Source organism: Achromobacter kerstersii, assembly GCF_902859595.1.
Classification (GTDB): domain Bacteria; phylum Pseudomonadota; class Gammaproteobacteria; order Burkholderiales; family Burkholderiaceae_B; genus Achromobacter; species Achromobacter kerstersii.
In genome coordinates, this window is sequence record NZ_CADIJQ010000006.1 from 360,275 (window position 1) to 375,605 (window position 15,331).

Genomic DNA, 15,331 nt, shown 5'->3' on the forward strand with positions numbered 1-15,331 from the left:
ATGGCCCTGATCAATCGTCTCGACTCCCGCGATCCCGGATTCAAATCCGCCCTGTCCAAGCTGCTGGCCTTCGAGGCCGCCGAGGACGAGTCCATCGACCGCGCCGCCGCCGGCATTCTGGCCGACGTGCGCACCCGCGGCGACGCCGCGCTGGTGGAATACACGCAGCGCTTTGACCGCATGCCCGCCGCATCGGCCGACACGCTGGAAATTCCCAAGGCCGACTGGCATGCCGCGCTGGCCGCGCTGCCCGCCGCCACGCGCAACGCGCTGGAAGCCGCCGCCGACCGCGTGCGCAGCTACCACGAACGCCAGCGCGCCGAGACCTGGACGTACACCGACGCCGAAGGCACCTTGCTGGGCCAGCAGGTCACGCCGCTTGACCGCGTGGGCCTGTACGTGCCGGGCGGCAAGGCCGCGTACCCGTCGTCAGTGCTGATGAACGCCATTCCGGCAAAGGTCGCGGGCGTGCCTGAATTGATCATGGTCACGCCCACGCCCGACGGCGTGCGCAACCCCATCGTGCTGGCCGCGGCCGCCATTGGCGGCGTGGACCGCGTGTTCGCCATCGGCGGCGCGCAAGCCGTGGGCGCGCTGGCCTATGGCACCGATACCGTTCCCGCCGTGGACAAGATCGTCGGCCCGGGCAACGCCTACGTCGCCGCCGCCAAGCGCCGCGTGTTCGGCGTGGTGGGCATCGACATGATCGCCGGCCCCAGCGAAATTCTGGTCATCTGTGACGGCAAGACGCCGGCCGACTGGATCGCCATGGACTTGTTCTCGCAAGCCGAGCACGACGAACTGGCGCAATCCATCCTGCTGTGCCCGGACGCCGCCTTCATTGAAGAAGTGGAAGCCGCCATCGCACGCCTGTTGCCCACGATGCCGCGCGCCGACATTCTGCGCGTCAGCCTGGCCAACCGCGGCGCGCTGATCCAGGTCCAAAGCCTGGAAGAAGCCTGCGAGATCGCCAATGACATCGCCCCCGAGCACTTGGAAATTTCCACCGAACAACCCGAAATCTGGACGGCCAAGATCCGCCACGCTGGCGCGATTTTCATGGGCCGCTTCAGCTCGGAATCGCTGGGCGATTACTGCGCGGGTCCCAACCACGTGCTGCCCACGTCGCGCACGGCCCGCTTTTCGTCGCCGCTGGGCGTGTACGACTTCCAGAAGCGTTCGAGCCTGATCCAGGTTTCGCACCAAGGCGCGCAAACGCTGGGCCGCATCGCCGCCGAACTGGCGCTGGGCGAGGGCCTGCAAGCCCACGCCGCCAGCGCCCAGTACCGGATCGACAAGCCATGAGCGCGGCCCCGGCGGCAGACGTCGCTGGCCGCATCCAGGGCACGGTTCGCGCCGACATCCGCGAACTGGCCGCGTACCCGGTCGCCCACGCTGAAGGCTGTATCAAGCTGGACGCGATGGAATGCCCGTACGAGCTGCCAGAAGTGGTGCGCGACGACATCGCGCGCGCCGTGCGCGACACGCCGCTGAACCGCTATCCCGCCGCCGACCTCACCGCCTTGCAACAGGCGGTGAAGGCCGGCTTTGGCGTACCGGACGCGGCCGACGTGCTGTTTGGCAACGGCTCTGACGAGCTCATCCACATCATCGTGCAGGCATGCTGCGAACCCGGCGACGTGGTGATGTCACCGTGGCCGTCGTTCGTCTATTTCGATATGGCGGCGCGCTTCGATCACGCCCGTTTCGTGGGCGTGCCGCTGACGGCCGACCTGACGCTGGATCTGCCGGCCATGCTGGCCGCCATCCGCGAACACCAGCCCAAGGTGGTGTTCCTGGCGGTGCCCAACAACCCCACGGGCGGGATCTGGTCCGACGCCGACGTGCAGGCGATCGTCAACGCCGCGCCCGGCCTGGTGGTGCTGGACGAGGCCTATCAGCCCTTTGCCGACCGCAGCTGGATGCCCGAGGTGCTGGACGCGTCCAACGTCGTCGTCATGCGCACGGTGTCCAAGATTGGCCTGGCGGGCCTGCGCTTCGGCTATCTGGCCGGCCACCCCGCCTGGATCGCCGAACTGAACAAGGTGCGCCCGCCCTACAACCTGGACGTGCTGACGCAAGCCACGCTGATGACGGTGCTGCGCCACAAGAACGTGCTGGACGAGCAGGCTGCGCGCCTGCGCGCCGACCGCGCACCACTGGCCGCGGCATTGGCCGCCTTGCCCGGCGTCAGGGTATTCCCTTCCGCCGGCAACTTCGTACTCGCCCGCTTTTCCGGCAAGCTGGACGGCAACGCCGTGCATCTTGCGCTGAAAACGCGCAAAATATTGATTCGTAACTTCTCCAACGCCCATCCGCTCCTGGCGAACTGCCTGCGCATCTCGGTGGGCGCCCCGGCCGAGAACGCCGCCTTGCTGGCTGCCTTGCAAGAGATTTTGAGTGCTTAACATGCGTACCGCAGAAATCACCCGCAACACCAACGAAACCCGCATCCGCGTGGCCATCAACATTGATGGCACCGGCAAGCAGACCATCGACACGGGCGTGCCCTTCCTGGACCACATGCTGGACCAGATCGCGCGCCACGGCCTGATCGACCTGGACATCAAGGCCGAAGGCGATCTGCACATCGATGCGCATCACACGGTGGAAGACGTGGGTATCACGCTGGGCATGGCGATCGCCAAGGCCGTGGGCACCAAGGCCGGCCTGCGCCGCTACGGCCACGCCTACGTGCCGCTGGACGAAGCGCTGTCGCGCGTCGTGGTGGACTTCTCGGGCCGCCCCGGCCTGGAATATCACATCCCGTTCACCCGCGCCCACATCGGCAATTTCGATGTCGACCTGACGCGTGAATTCTTCCAGGGCCTGGTCAACCACGCGCTGATCACGCTGCACATCGACAACCTGCGCGGTTTCAACGCCCACCATCAGGCCGAAACCGTGTTCAAGGCCTGTGGCCGCGCGCTGCGCATGGCCATGGAAGTCGACCCGCGCATGGGCGATGTCGTGCCCTCGACCAAAGGCGTGCTGTGACGTTCCGCTCACTCCCGTCCGCGTAATCCTCGCACCAGGCAGAAAGAAGTGACCACTATCGCCATCGTCGACTATGGAATGGGCAATTTCCACTCCGTCGCACGCGCCTTGACGTTCGCCGCCCCCGATGCGGACATCCGCATCTGCAACCAGCCCCAAGACATCGACGCCGCTGACCGCGTGGTGTTTCCCGGGCAGGGCGCCATGGCGGACTGCATGCGCACCCTGAATGAATCCGGCCTGCGCGAAGCCGTCGTGCGCGCCGCCCGCAACAAGCCCCTGCTGGGCGTGTGTGTGGGCGAGCAGATGCTGTTCGACTCGTCTGAAGAAGGCGGCACGTCGTGCCTGGGCCTGTTCCCCGGCGTCGTGCGCCGCTTTTCAGGCCCGCGCTTTGCCGACCTGATCCCCGCCGACGACGAAGCCTGCCTGGCCGACACCGGCGCCGCAGGCCTGGCCGACACCCGCCCCGAACGCCTGAAAGTTCCGCACATGGGATGGAACAAAGTGCGCCAGACGCGCTCTCATCCCATCTGGGACGGCATTCCGGACGACACGCATTTCTATTTCGTCCATAGTTATTACGCCGATCCGGATGATTCCGGCCTGATTGTTGGTGAAACCGATTATGGCGTCGCCTTTACCTGCGCAGTGGCGGCAGCTAACATTTTCGCGGTGCAGTTCCACCCCGAAAAGAGCGCCGAACACGGTTTGCGCCTGTATCGCAATTTTGTAGACTGGCAGCCGTAGGCCTCGCGTCCACGTGCTCCAGCCCATTCAACCCCTCTTTCTTTTTTGCTGCCCACCATGCTGCTGATCCCCGCCATCGATCTCAAAGACGGGCGCTGCGTGCGCCTGCGCCAGGGTGACCTGGACGATGCAACGGTGTTCTCCGAAGACCCCGCCGCCATGGCCACCCGTTGGCTCGACCAAGGCGCGCGCCGCCTGCATCTGGTCGACTTGAACGGCGCCGTTGCCGGCAAGCCGAAGAACGAAGCGCCCATCAAGGCCATTCTGGACGCTGTCGGCGACGACATCCCCGTCCAGATCGGCGGCGGCATTCGCGACCTCGACACCATCGAACGCTACCTTGACGCCGGCATCTCCTACGTGATCATCGGCACCGCCGCGGTCAAGAACCCGGGCTTCCTGCAAGACGCCTGCGGCGCTTTCCCCGGCCAGATCATCGTTGGCCTGGACGCCCGCGACGGCAAGATCGCCACCGACGGCTGGAGCAAGCTGACCCGCCACGACGTGCTGGATCTGGCCAAGAAGTTCGAAGACTACGGCTGCGAAGCCATCATCTACACCGACATCGGCCGTGACGGCATGCTGTCGGGCGTCAACGTCGAAGCCACGGTCCGCCTGGCCCAACACGTGCGCATTCCCGTGTACGCCTCGGGCGGCATCGCCGGCATCCAGGACATCGAAGCCCTGTGCGCCGTCGAAGAAGAGGGCGTCGAAGGCGCCATTCTGGGCCGCAGCATCTACGAAGGCACGCTCGACTTCCAGGCAGCCCAGGCTCGCGCCGACGAATTGGCAAAATGACCACCTCCAGCAGCACCCCCGGGGCCGGCGCGCCCGTTCAAAGCGCGCTGACCCGCCGCATCATTCCCTGCCTTGACGTGACCGCAGGCCGCGTCGTCAAGGGCGTGAACTTCGTCAACCTGCTCGACGCGGGCGACCCCGTCGAGATCGCCCGCCGCTATAACGAGCAGGGCGCAGACGAACTCACGTTCCTGGACATCACCGCGACCAGCGACGGCCGCGATCTGATCCTGCCCATCATCGAGCAGGTAGCGTCGCAAGTCTTCATCCCGTTGACGGTGGGTGGCGGCGTGCGCCAGGTGTCGGACATCCAGCGTCTGCTGAATGCCGGCGCCGACAAGATCAGCATCAACAGCGCTGCCGTGGCCAATCCGGAGCTGGTTCGCGCCGCTTCTGATTACCACGGCTCGCAATGCGTGGTGGTCGCCATCGACGCGCGCCGCGTGTCGGCGGCGGGCGAACCCGCGCGCTGGGAAGTCTTCACGCACGGCGGCCGCAAGGCGACCGGGCTGGACGCCGTGGCGTGGGCGCGCCGCATGGCCGCCTACGGCGCGGGTGAAATTCTGCTGACCAGCATGGACCGCGACGGCACCAAGTCGGGCTTCGACCTGGAACTGACGCGCGCGGTGTCGGACGCCGTGCCCGTGCCCGTCATCGCCTCGGGCGGCGTGGGCAACCTGCAGCACTTGGCCGATGGCGTCACTACCGGCCGCGCCAGCGCCGTGCTGGCCGCCAGCATCTTCCACTTCGGCCAACACACCGTTGGCGAATGCAAGCGCTTCATGGCCGAGCAAGGCATTGCCGTAAGACTGGATACCTGAACATGAGCACTGAACCCGCCTGGATGGCCGACGTCGTCTTCGACGAAAACGGCCTGATCCCCGCCATCGCCCAAGACGCCGAAAACGGCCAGATCATGATGGTGGCCTGGATGAACCGCGAAGCGCTCGCCGAAACCGCCGCCACCGGGCGCGCCGTGTATTTCTCGCGGTCGCGCAAACGCCTGTGGCGCAAGGGCGAGGAATCCGGCCACATCCAGGAAGTGCATGAACTGCGCCTGGACTGTGACGGCGATGTCATCCTGCTGAAAATCCACCAGGAAGGCGGCATTGCCTGCCACACCGGCCGCGCCAGCTGCTTTTACCGCCGCCTTGAAGGCCAGACGGACCAGGCGTCGTGGGTAACGGTGGACCCGGTGCTCAAAGACCCGGAAATGATCTACAAATGACCGATCAAACCCTTAGCGCCGCCGACATCCTGGCGCGCATCGCCGACACGCTGGAAACCCGCCGCCCGGAAAATGGCGGCGACCCCACGGCCTCGTATTCCGCCAAGCTGCTGGCCAAAGGCCCCGATTCCTTCCTGAAGAAGATCGGCGAAGAAGCCACAGAACTGGTCATGGCCGCGAAAGACGGCGTGCCGGACCGCATCGTCAGCGAAACCGCCGACCTGTGGTTCCACTGCCTGGTCGCGCTGACGCACTTCAACCTGCGGCCGGAAGACGTGCTGGCCGAACTGGCCCGCCGCGAAGGCCTGTCGGGCCTGGCGGAAAAGGCCAGCCGCCCCAAAGACTGACCACGGAGCCCGGAAACATGAGCGACAACTGTCTTTTCTGCAAGATCGCCGCTGGCGACATCCCGTCCAAGAAGGTCTACGAGGACGAGGACTTTGTTGCATTCCACGATATCAATCCGGCAGCACCGGTACATTTGCTGCTGATCCCTCGACGTCATGTCACATCCATGCAGGATATTACGGGCGAGGACGCAGGTTGGTTGGGTAGAATGATGTCGTTGGCGCCGCGGCTAGCAGCCGAAAACGGTTGCCGTCCGGGCCCTGATGGCGGATTTCGCATCATGATCAACTCTGGCGTCGAAGGCGGCCAGGAAGTCCCGCATCTGCATTTCCACATCATTGGCGGCTCGCGACCCTGGAAAGGACGCGTGGCCCCCACCGCGTAATTCGGAGAAACATCATGGGTAGTTTCAGCATTTGGCATTGGTTGGTCGTTCTGGTCATCGTGGCGCTGATTTTCGGCACCAAGAAACTGCGCAACATCGGCTCGGACCTGGGCGGCGCAGTGAAGGGTTTCAAGGAAGGCATGAAGGACGCCAACGGCGAAAAGCCGGCTGACCCGATCGCGCAGCAGCGCGTGTCCGGCGAAACCATCGACGTGCAGGCCAAGGAAAAGACCAACTCCTGAGCTCCCGCTCGTCTCCCGGGCCAGCCCTGAACGGGCCGGCCCTTATTGCTTCAATTCCCGAGCGGCCGTCGAATGTTTGATGTCAGCCTCACTGAACTGATGGTGATCGGCGTCGTCGCCTTGATCGTCATTGGCCCCGAACGCCTGCCCAAAGTAGCCCGCACCGTCGGCCACCTGCTTGGGCGCGCGCAGCGTTACGTCAACGACGTGAAGTCCGATATCCAGCGCGAAATCGAACTCGATGAACTGCGCAAGTTCAAAACCGAAATGGAAGACGCCGCGCAAGGTGTGCAGCAATCGCTGAACGACACGCATGCGTCGCTGCAAGAACCCGTGCAGCAATTCCGCGCCGAACTCGACGAAGTGGCCCGTGAAGCCAGCGGCAAGGCCGCGCCGGTGATCGTGGGTGACGCGTCAGTCGGGGACGCCTCAGTCGGTAACGCCTCCACCGCCCCCGCCGAAGCCGCCCGCACCATCGCGCCGCCAGGGCAGAATCACAGCCTGGATCTGGACCTGCCTGCCGTATCCGAACCCCGCCCCGCTGCTGCCATCTCGGCTTCTGCTGCCGCTCCGGCTACCGTCCGGGCGTCCGCGACGGGTCCGGTTCACGGGCCCGTTATCGCGCCGGCCGCATCCCAACAACCCGCCCCGGCGCCTCGCGCGCCCCAGGCTGACGACGCTGCGCTCGCCGCCAAGCCCGTCCCGCCCTCCGGAACACCGACGTGACCCAGGACGCCTCCCAAGAAGAAGGCCAGCAAGAGACCTTCATCTCTCACCTGGTTGAATTGCGCACCCGTCTGCTGCGCGCCGTAGGCGCCGTGGTGGCTGTGTTCATTGTGCTGTTCATCTACCCGGGCGCATCGGCCATCTATGACGTGCTGGCGGCGCCCATGCTGGCCTCGCTGCCCGAAGGCACGCGCATGATCGCCACCGGCGTCATCACGCCGTTCATGGTGCCCGTCAAGGTCACGATGATGGCCGCCTTCATCGTGGCGCTGCCCGTCGTGCTGTACCAGGCCTGGGCCTTTGTTGCGCCCGGCCTGTACCGCCACGAAAAGCGCCTGGCGCTGCCGCTGATCATCTCCAGCACCTTCCTGTTCATCGCGGGCATGGCGTTCTGCTATTTCGTGGTGTTCCGCACGGTGTTCCACTTCATCGCCACGTTCGCACCGCAATCCATCACGCCGGCGCCGGACATCGAGGCCTATCTGAGCTTCGTGATGACGATGTTCATGGCCTTCGGCATCACCTTCGAAGTGCCGGTGGCCGTGGTGTTGCTGGTGAAGATGGGCATTGTTGAACTGTCCAAGCTGAGGTCGGCGCGAGGCTATGTCGTGGTCGGCGCCTTCATCATCGCCGCCGTGGTCACGCCGCCAGATGTGGTCAGCCAGTTCATGCTGGCCGTGCCGCTGTGCCTGCTGTACGAAGTGGGGCTGATCTGCGCCCGCATGGTGCAGCCCAAGGCGGGCGCGGCTGAAGAGGCTGGTTCCGATTCGCTGACCGAGCGCCATTAAGACAGCCCCGGCCGTCACCGCGACGGCCAATATAGGACTGTTTCACTCTTGCCGGGACATGGCTGCAAACCTACATTGCAGACATGTCCCTCGCCAAAAGACTGCGCGCCCTGATGCGGTGGCGCGGTATCCATAGCCAGAACCAGCTCGCACGCATTTCCAGCGTGCCGCAGTCCTGCATTCACCGCATCCTTACTCGTGCCGATGGCTACTCGCCGTCTCGCGCCACGTTGATACGCCTGGCCGCCGCGCTGGATACCAGCGTGCCGTGGCTGTCAGACGGCGTCATCAGCGCGGTCGAGCCGCATGGGGTGCCACATGCTGTGCCACATGCGGTGCCACTCGGGGCGCCACATGCGGTGTCGCACGGTTCGCCACACGGTGTGCCACGCACTGATACCGCCATGCAAGCGGACACGCGCACGGCGGCGCATGCGTTCATGCACGCGGCAGTACCCGCGTCCGCCCCGGAGGTCGATGGCTATTGCGCCGAAATATGCGTGTTGCTGCGCCAGCAACCCGACAGCACCAAGAAGACCGTGCTGTCGATGGTGCGCTTGATGGTCGACAGCCAGGCGACGGGCGCAAGTTCGCAGGCCTTGAATTCGCTCGCCTCTTCTTAGCGCGGCTTCAAGAGGCTGAACGGGCCTTCATAGACCCTCATAGACCTTCCTAGGCCTTCATAGACCTTCCTAGGCCTTCATAGACCTTCCTAGGCCTTCACAGGCGAATCCGGTTCAGCGCGGCTTACCCGGCCGCGTGCCCACCACCACCGTCATGTCCTGCGGCTTGCCTGAACGCAGAATTCCCAGCGTGGCGCGCTGGCCCGGGGGCAGCTGCGCAATCTCGGCCAACAGCTGGGCCGTGTCGGCCATGCGTTTGCCATTGACGCTTTGCACGATATCGCCCACGCGCATGCCGCTGCGCGCGGCAGGGCCGTCGCGCATCACGCCCGCGATAATCGCGCCCTTGGCGTCACCGCCCAGCCCGAATGCGCGCGCCAGTTCCGGCGTGACGTCTTGCGGCTCCACGCCCAACCAGCCACGCTTGACGCCGCCTGTCTTGACGATTTCGTCCATGACCTTGCGCGCAATCTCCACCGGTGTCGCAAAGCCAATGCCCATCGACCCGCCCGATTCCGAGTAGATCGCCGTGTTGATGCCGACGAGGTTGCCTTCCGCATCCACCAGCGCGCCGCCCGAGTTGCCCGGGTTGATGGCCGCATCCGTCTGAATGAAGTTCTCGTACGTGTTCAAGCCCAGCCCATTGCGGCCCAGCGCCGACACAATGCCTTGCGTGGTGGTTTGTCCCACGCCAAACGGGTTGCCAATGGCCAGCACCACATCGCCCACGCGCAAGCCGCGGTCAGCGGCCAGCGCAGCGGCGGGCAGGGTGCGCAACGAGGCCAGCTTCAGCACGGCCAGGTCAGTGTCAGGGTCGGCGCCCACCACCTTGGCGGTGTCGCGGCGGCCATCGCTCAAGGCCACTTCAATGGCGTCGGCCGCCTGCACCACGTGATAGTTGGTCAGCACATGGCCGTCCTGGCTCACGATAACGCCGGACCCCAGGCTGGTCGTGGCCTCGCGCCGGCTCACGCCCGGCAACTGGCCAAACAGCTGGCGCAGCACCGGATCATCCGGCAGCGGGATCAGTGGCACATTGACGTGCTTGGTCGTGTAGACATTCACGACAGAAGGCGCGGCGCGAGCCACCCCATCCGCATAAGACACCGGGCCCGTCCCCGTGCCTGCGGCCGGCCGCGAGGCCGCCGCCACCGCGGCAGGCGCCGCACCCGGCACGGCCAGGCGCAGCAGGTCGGGCCGCAGCGTCGTGACGACGAATAGAATACCCAGGCAGACCGTGACGGCCTGAGCGAAGATCAGCCAATATCGGCGCATGATTCTGATAGGACAAACAATGAAAAAAGTGGACTCCCACGTGCTGGCCAGCTGGCTGGACAACACCCTGCAAGCCGCGCGCTTCAAGGACTACTGCCCCAACGGCATGCAGGTGGAGGGCCGATCCGAAGTCGGACACATTATCACCGGTGTCACCGCTAGCGAAGCGTTGTTGCGCACGGCCGTCGAACGCGGCGCCGACGCGGTGCTGGTGCATCACGGCTGGATGTGGCGCAACGAAGACCGCCGCGTCATCGGCACGCGCCGCACGCGCATGGCGTTGGCGTTGAAAAACGACCTGAACCTGTACGCCTACCACCTGCCGCTGGACGCCCACCCCACACTGGGCAACAACGCGCAATTGGCCCGCGTGCTGGGCCTGACACCCGCGCGCCGCGATGACGGTTCACCGCAAACCTGTGGTCAGGACAATCTGGTGTGGCTGGGCGACGCCACCGGTGTGCAAACGCTTGGCGAACTTGGCGCGCGCGTGGCCGAACGCCTGGGCCGCCAGCCGCTAGTCGTGGGCGACCCCGATCAACCCGTGTCGCGCGTGGCGTGGTGCACGGGCGGCGCGCAAGGCATGCTGGCTGACGCCGTGGACGCGGGCGTCAGCGCCTACATCACAGGCGAAGTCTCGGAATCCACCGTGCATCTGGCGCGCGAAACCGGCGTAGGGTTCATCGCCGCCGGTCATCACGCCACCGAGCGCTATGGCGCGCAAGCGTTGGGCCAGGCGGTTGCCGAGCACTTCGGCATCAAGGTCGAATTTGTCGACCTTGATAATCCAGCCTAATAAAAAAGCGCCCCACGGGGCGCTTTCTTCATGGCTTTTTCAGCAGGTCGCGGATCTCGCGCAGCAGCGCCACATCTTCGGGCGTTGCGGCCGGTGCGGCCGGCGCTTCCTCGGCCTTGGTGCGGGCCTTGTAGATGGCTTTCACCATCCAGAAAATCACGAACGCCAACAACACAAAGTTGATGATGATGGTGACGAAATTCCCCCACGCGAACACGTTCGCGCCGGCTTTCGAGAGGTCGGCATACGTCATCGGGCCGTTGTAGCCAGCAGGCATCGACAGCACCAAGAATTTGTTCGAAAAATCGACCGAACCACCCAGGATGAAGTTGACCAGAGGCATGACGATGTCTTTGACTAGCGAATCAACAATTCTGCCGAACGCTGCGCCGATAATGACACCCACCGCCAAGTCAACCGCATTGCCTTTAACAGCGAAATCTCGGAATTCTTTGACGAAACCAGTTGCTTTGCTCATAAAAGCACTCCCTTCGTGATACGCCCGTCAGTGGGCTGGCGCTATAATACGCGGTTGCTATGTTGTTACATATTCCCGCGAACCCGATGCCGCAGAAGTGATGCTACTCGTAGAGCGGGCGCATCAACAAGGATAGGAAGATGAGTCAGGATACGCTGGTGCACGATGATGACGGTGCGGTTGATCCCAACCTGCCACCTGATCCTTCGCGACGTTTCTGGGTTACCACCGCCTGTGCTGTGGGTGGCGTAGCAGGTGTCGCAACGGCAGTGCCGCTTGTGAGCACATTTTCTCCCTCTGAAAAGGCCCGCGCGGCCGGGGCCCCTGTAGAAGTGGATATCGGCGATATACCCGTCGGCACCATGAAAACAGTGGAATGGCGTGGGAAGCCGGTATGGATCATTCACCGGTCTCCCGAACAACTCGCCGGTCTCAAAGCGCTCGACCCTTTACTGGCCGATCCCGAATCCAAGCGGCCTGGTTTCACTCCCAAATACGCAGAAAACGAAGCTCGTTCGCGCAAGCCCGAGATCTTCGTCTGTGTCGGCATTTGTACTCATCTGGGCTGCTCGCCCACCTCGCACTTCGAGACAGGCGGCGGTGGCGGCATGGGCGCCAATTGGCAAGGCGGATTCCTCTGTCCGTGCCATGGCTCCACGTTCGACCTGGCCGGCCGGGTCTACAAGAACAAGCCTGCTCCCGATAATCTCGAAGTACCGCCCTACCAGTATCTGAGCGATACCCGCATCATTGTGGGCGTCGATGAAGACAACAAGGCCTGACGCTCGCGTCGCGCTTTTTTCCCGAATTACGTAAGTAAAACAAATACGCACACGTATTAGAGAAGGAGCCGTTACATGGCTGGCGAGAAAACCGTCGAGACGACAGGCCTGCTGGGCTGGTTGGACCGGCGCTTTCCGGTGACCTCCACCTGGAAAGCCCATCTGTCCGAGTACTACGCACCGAAGAATTTCAACTTCTGGTATTTCTTTGGCTCTCTGGCCTTATTGGTCCTGGTGCTGCAGATCGTGACCGGGATTTTCCTGGTCATGCACTACAAGCCGGACGCCGAACGCGCGTTCCAGTCCGTCGAATACATCATGCGCGAAGTCCCGTGGGGCTGGCTGGTGCGCTATATGCACTCCACCGGCGCGTCGATGTTCTTTGTCGTCGTCTACCTGCACATGTTGCGCGGGCTGCTTTACGGTTCCTACCGCAAGCCGCGCGAACTCGTGTGGATTTTCGGCGTGGCGATTTTCCTCTGTCTGATGGCCGAAGCCTTCTTCGGCTACCTGCTTCCGTGGGGCCAGATGTCGTATTGGGGCGCCCAGGTGATCGTCAACCTGTTCGCGGCCATTCCGTTCATCGGCCCTGAACTGTCGATCTGGATTCGCGGCGACTACGTCGTGTCGGACGCTACCCTGAACCGCTTCTTCGCCTTCCACGTCATCGCGATTCCGCTGGTGCTCGTGGGCCTGGTGGCGGCTCACCTGGTGGCGCTGCACGAAGTGGGCTCCAACAACCCGGACGGCATCGAGATCAAGCAGGGCCCGAAAGACAAATACGGCCGGCCGAAGGATGGCATTCCGTTCCACCCGTTCTACTCGGTGCATGACCTGATGGGCGTGGCGGGCTTCTTGCTCGTGTTCGCGTTCATCGTGTTCTTCGCCCCCGAGATGGGCGGCTACTTCCTCGAGTTCAACAACTTCATCCCTGCTGACTCGCTGAAGACGCCTCCGCACATCGCGCCGGTCTGGTACTTCACGCCGTTCTACTCGATGCTGCGCGCCACCACCGACGAATTCACGTGGGTGCTGGCGGGTGCATCGGTGCTGGGCGCCATCGCGTTGCTCGTCAAGAGCAACCTGAAGGGCATCCTGCGCGTCGCCATCCCCGGCATCCTGATCGTCGTGGCCGTGCTGCTGCGCGTGATCGACGCCAAGTTCTGGGGTGTGGTGGCCATGGGCGGCACGGTTGTCATCCTGTTCTTCCTGCCCTGGCTGGACCATTCCCCGGTCAAGTCGATCCGCTACCGGCCCACGTGGCACAAGTGGATCTACGGCATCTTCATGGTCAACTTCCTGGTGCTCGGCTACATCGGTACGCAGCCGCCCAGTCCGCCGTTGAACATCACGTCGCAAATTGGCACGCTGCTGTACCTGGCATTCTTTTTCCTGATGCCGGTCTGGAGCCGCCTTGGCACCTTCAAGCAAGTGCCTGAGCGCGTTACGTTCCACGCCCACTGAGCCCCACCAGATAACGGATTAACCATGATCAAGAAGCTGATTGGTGCCGTAGCCTTGATGCTCACGTGCACCACCGCCGCATTCGCCGCCGAGGGCGGGTTCCCGCTGGACAAGGCGCCGTACCGCGTCAACGACATGTCGTCGCTGCAAAACGGCGCCAAGCTGTTCGTCAACTACTGCCTGAACTGTCATAGCGCCTCTTCGATGCGCTACAACAAGCTGAAGGACATCGGTCTGACCGACCAGCAAATCAAGGAAAGCCTGCTGTTCACCGGCGAAAAGGTGGGCGACATGATGAATATCGCCATGTCACCCAAGGACGCCAAGAAGTGGTTTGGCACGACGCCCCCGGACTTGTCCGTGATCGCCCGCGCCAAATCGGTCAACGCCGGCCCGTCCGGCGCCGACTACATCTACACCTACCTGCGCACTTTCTACCGCGACACGTCGCGCGCCACCGGCTGGAATAACCTGGTTTTCCCCGCCGTCGGCATGCCTCACGCGCTCTGGGAACGCCAAGGTCCGCGCGAACTGACAACCACCGCGATGCATGAAGTGGAAGTCAAGGATGCCAAGGAAGGCACACCCAAAACCTGGGAACGTGTCACGACGGTGTACGATGCTCAAGGTTTTTCCACGGTCAAGGCCGAACCGGTAGCTGATTACCACGGCCATGCCACCTTTGATGCCAAATTTAAGGCCGCCAACCCGGCCCAAGTCGCAACATACGACAACGACGTCGCTGATCTGACCGCATTCATGTCCTGGATGGCCGAGCCCGTCCAGACATTGCGCGTCCGCATCGGCGTCGGCGTCATGTTGTTCCTGCTGTTGTTCTTCCTCGTTACGTGGCGCTTGAACGCCTCGTACTGGAAACACGTGCGCTAACCGCAACGCCCCGCCAGGCAATTTGACCGTCCCCCCTATAAAAAGGGACGGTAGCGGAGGATAGGGCTGTACGCCTATCCCGTCTGGCAATTGGGGCCAGCGCCTGCTAGATTTAGGCGCTGGCCTTTCGTTTTTCAATAAAGGACTTACACCATGATGGTGCTCTATTCCGGAACCACGTGTCCGTTTTCGCAACGCTGCCGCTTCGTGTTGTTCGAAAAGGGTATGGATTTCGAGATCCGCGACATCGACCTGTACAACAAGCCCGAAGACATCTCGGTGATGAACCCGTACGGTCAGGTGCCCATTCTGGTCGAACGCGACCTGGTTCTGTACGAGTCGAACATCATCAACGAGTACATCGACGAGCGCTTCCCGCACCCGCAGCTGATGCCCGCTGATCCGGTGATGCGCGCCCGTACCCGCCTGTTCCTCTACAACTTCGAGAAAGAACTGTTCGTTCACGTCTCGACGCTGGAAGACCGCAGCGCCAAGCCCGACGAGAAGAAGCTGGCCAACGCGCGCCAGAACATTCGCGACCGCCTGGCTCAGCTGGCTCCGATGCTGCTGAAGAACAAGTACATGCTGGGCGAAGAATTCTCGATGCTCGACGTGGCCGTGGCTCCGCTCTTGTGGCGCCTGGATCACTACGGCATTGAACTGCCCAAGAATGCGGCCCCGCTGCAAAAGTACGCCGAACGCATCTTCTCGCGTCCGGCCTACATCGAAGCGCTGACGCCTTCGGAAAAAGTGATGCGTCGTTAAG

General features: G+C 63.5%; 20 protein-coding genes. 18 read left to right on the forward strand and 2 right to left on the reverse strand.

Annotation, left to right across the window (positions count from 1 at the left end):
- The 13 genes from hisD (at nucleotide 1) to HV765_RS32210 (ending at nucleotide 8,882) form a co-directional block, all read left to right on the forward strand.
- The gene (gene hisD / locus HV765_RS19530) at nucleotides 1-1,305 is read left to right on the forward strand and encodes a histidinol dehydrogenase (protein WP_054421044.1); all 1,305 of its coding nucleotides are present in this window, start codon (nucleotides 1-3) and stop codon (nucleotides 1,303-1,305) included.
- Nucleotides 1,302-2,408, forward strand: coding sequence for a histidinol-phosphate transaminase (hisC, locus tag HV765_RS19535; protein WP_175170679.1), 1,107 nt, complete (start codon nucleotides 1,302-1,304; stop codon nucleotides 2,406-2,408). Before hisD ends, hisC begins: the two co-directional genes overlap by 4 nt.
- Before the next feature lies 1 nt (nucleotide 2,409).
- Nucleotides 2,410-2,997 carry an imidazoleglycerol-phosphate dehydratase HisB gene (gene hisB, locus HV765_RS19540; RefSeq protein WP_006216836.1) on the forward strand — a complete coding sequence of 196 codons (588 nt, stop codon included), beginning with the start codon at nucleotides 2,410-2,412 and terminating at the stop codon, nucleotides 2,995-2,997.
- A 48-nt stretch (nucleotides 2,998-3,045) separates the two neighbouring features.
- Nucleotides 3,046-3,744, forward strand: coding sequence for an imidazole glycerol phosphate synthase subunit HisH (gene hisH / locus HV765_RS19545; protein WP_054421042.1), 699 nt, complete (start codon nucleotides 3,046-3,048; stop codon nucleotides 3,742-3,744).
- 57 nt (nucleotides 3,745-3,801) lie between these two features.
- Nucleotides 3,802-4,542, forward strand: a complete 741-nt coding sequence (gene hisA / locus HV765_RS19550; RefSeq protein WP_006224535.1) for a 1-(5-phosphoribosyl)-5-[(5-phosphoribosylamino)methylideneamino]imidazole-4-carboxamide isomerase — start codon at nucleotides 3,802-3,804, stop codon at nucleotides 4,540-4,542.
- Complete coding sequence (gene hisF, locus HV765_RS19555) at nucleotides 4,539-5,363, forward strand: imidazole glycerol phosphate synthase subunit HisF (RefSeq protein WP_054421041.1); 825 nt, start codon at nucleotides 4,539-4,541, stop codon at nucleotides 5,361-5,363. Before hisA ends, hisF begins: the two co-directional genes overlap by 4 nt.
- A gap of 2 nt (nucleotides 5,364-5,365) precedes the next feature.
- The gene (gene hisI / locus HV765_RS19560; RefSeq protein ID WP_054421040.1) at nucleotides 5,366-5,770 is read left to right on the forward strand and encodes a phosphoribosyl-AMP cyclohydrolase; all 405 of its coding nucleotides are present in this window, start codon (nucleotides 5,366-5,368) and stop codon (nucleotides 5,768-5,770) included.
- Nucleotides 5,767-6,117 carry a phosphoribosyl-ATP diphosphatase gene (locus tag HV765_RS19565; protein ID WP_054421039.1) on the forward strand — a complete coding sequence of 117 codons (351 nt, stop codon included), beginning with the start codon at nucleotides 5,767-5,769 and terminating at the stop codon, nucleotides 6,115-6,117. Before hisI ends, HV765_RS19565 begins: the two co-directional genes overlap by 4 nt.
- Nucleotides 6,118-6,134: 17 nt before the next feature.
- A complete protein-coding gene (locus HV765_RS19570) occupies nucleotides 6,135-6,503 on the forward strand; it encodes a histidine triad nucleotide-binding protein (protein WP_006224531.1) in 369 nt (122 codons plus the stop codon).
- A 14-nt stretch (nucleotides 6,504-6,517) separates the two neighbouring features.
- Nucleotides 6,518-6,745: a Sec-independent protein translocase subunit TatA gene (tatA, locus tag HV765_RS19575; protein WP_006216828.1), complete on the forward strand. Its 228-nt coding sequence runs from the start codon at nucleotides 6,518-6,520 to the stop codon at nucleotides 6,743-6,745.
- A gap of 72 nt (nucleotides 6,746-6,817) precedes the next feature.
- Nucleotides 6,818-7,471 (forward strand): Sec-independent protein translocase protein TatB, encoded by a 654-nt coding sequence (gene tatB, locus HV765_RS19580; RefSeq protein WP_054421038.1) that lies wholly within the window; start codon nucleotides 6,818-6,820, stop codon nucleotides 7,469-7,471.
- Nucleotides 7,468-8,259, forward strand: coding sequence for a twin-arginine translocase subunit TatC (gene tatC, locus HV765_RS19585; RefSeq protein ID WP_054421037.1), 792 nt, complete (start codon nucleotides 7,468-7,470; stop codon nucleotides 8,257-8,259). The genes tatB and tatC overlap by 4 nt, the downstream gene beginning before the upstream one ends.
- Nucleotides 8,260-8,342: 83 nt before the next feature.
- Nucleotides 8,343-8,882 (forward strand): helix-turn-helix domain-containing protein, encoded by a 540-nt coding sequence (locus tag HV765_RS32210; protein ID WP_175170680.1) that lies wholly within the window; start codon nucleotides 8,343-8,345, stop codon nucleotides 8,880-8,882.
- A 114-nt stretch (nucleotides 8,883-8,996) separates the two neighbouring features.
- On the opposite strand, the gene HV765_RS19595 is transcribed toward HV765_RS32210, so the two are convergent.
- Nucleotides 8,997-10,157 carry a trypsin-like peptidase domain-containing protein gene (locus HV765_RS19595; protein WP_054421035.1) on the reverse strand — a complete coding sequence of 387 codons (1,161 nt, stop codon included), beginning with the start codon at nucleotides 10,155-10,157 and terminating at the stop codon, nucleotides 8,997-8,999.
- Between the two features lie 19 nt (nucleotides 10,158-10,176).
- Here HV765_RS19595 and HV765_RS19600 point away from each other — a divergent pair, with 19 nt between their 5' ends.
- Complete coding sequence (locus HV765_RS19600) at nucleotides 10,177-10,953, forward strand: Nif3-like dinuclear metal center hexameric protein (protein ID WP_054421034.1); 777 nt, start codon at nucleotides 10,177-10,179, stop codon at nucleotides 10,951-10,953.
- A 28-nt stretch (nucleotides 10,954-10,981) separates the two neighbouring features.
- Here the strand turns inward: HV765_RS19600 and mscL are convergent, their stop codons facing one another.
- On the reverse strand, nucleotides 10,982-11,431 hold the full coding sequence (mscL, locus tag HV765_RS19605) for a large conductance mechanosensitive channel protein MscL (RefSeq protein WP_175170681.1): 450 nt from the start codon (nucleotides 11,429-11,431) through the stop codon (nucleotides 10,982-10,984).
- Nucleotides 11,432-11,571: 140 nt separating this feature from the next.
- Here mscL and petA point away from each other — a divergent pair, with 140 nt between their 5' ends.
- The 4 genes from petA (at nucleotide 11,572) to HV765_RS19625 (ending at nucleotide 15,330) form a co-directional block, all read left to right on the forward strand.
- Nucleotides 11,572-12,213, forward strand: coding sequence for a ubiquinol-cytochrome c reductase iron-sulfur subunit (gene petA, locus HV765_RS19610; protein WP_054421033.1), 642 nt, complete (start codon nucleotides 11,572-11,574; stop codon nucleotides 12,211-12,213).
- Between the two features lie 75 nt (nucleotides 12,214-12,288).
- Entirely contained in the window at nucleotides 12,289-13,677 is a 1,389-nt protein-coding gene (locus HV765_RS19615; protein WP_006224519.1) for a cytochrome b, read from the forward strand.
- Between the two features lie 24 nt (nucleotides 13,678-13,701).
- Nucleotides 13,702-14,565: a cytochrome c1 gene (locus tag HV765_RS19620; RefSeq protein WP_054421032.1), complete on the forward strand. Its 864-nt coding sequence runs from the start codon at nucleotides 13,702-13,704 to the stop codon at nucleotides 14,563-14,565.
- Nucleotides 14,566-14,718: 153 nt separating this feature from the next.
- The gene (locus HV765_RS19625; RefSeq protein WP_006388039.1) at nucleotides 14,719-15,330 is read left to right on the forward strand and encodes a glutathione S-transferase N-terminal domain-containing protein; all 612 of its coding nucleotides are present in this window, start codon (nucleotides 14,719-14,721) and stop codon (nucleotides 15,328-15,330) included.
- The last annotated feature ends 1 nt before the right edge of the window (nucleotide 15,331 follow it).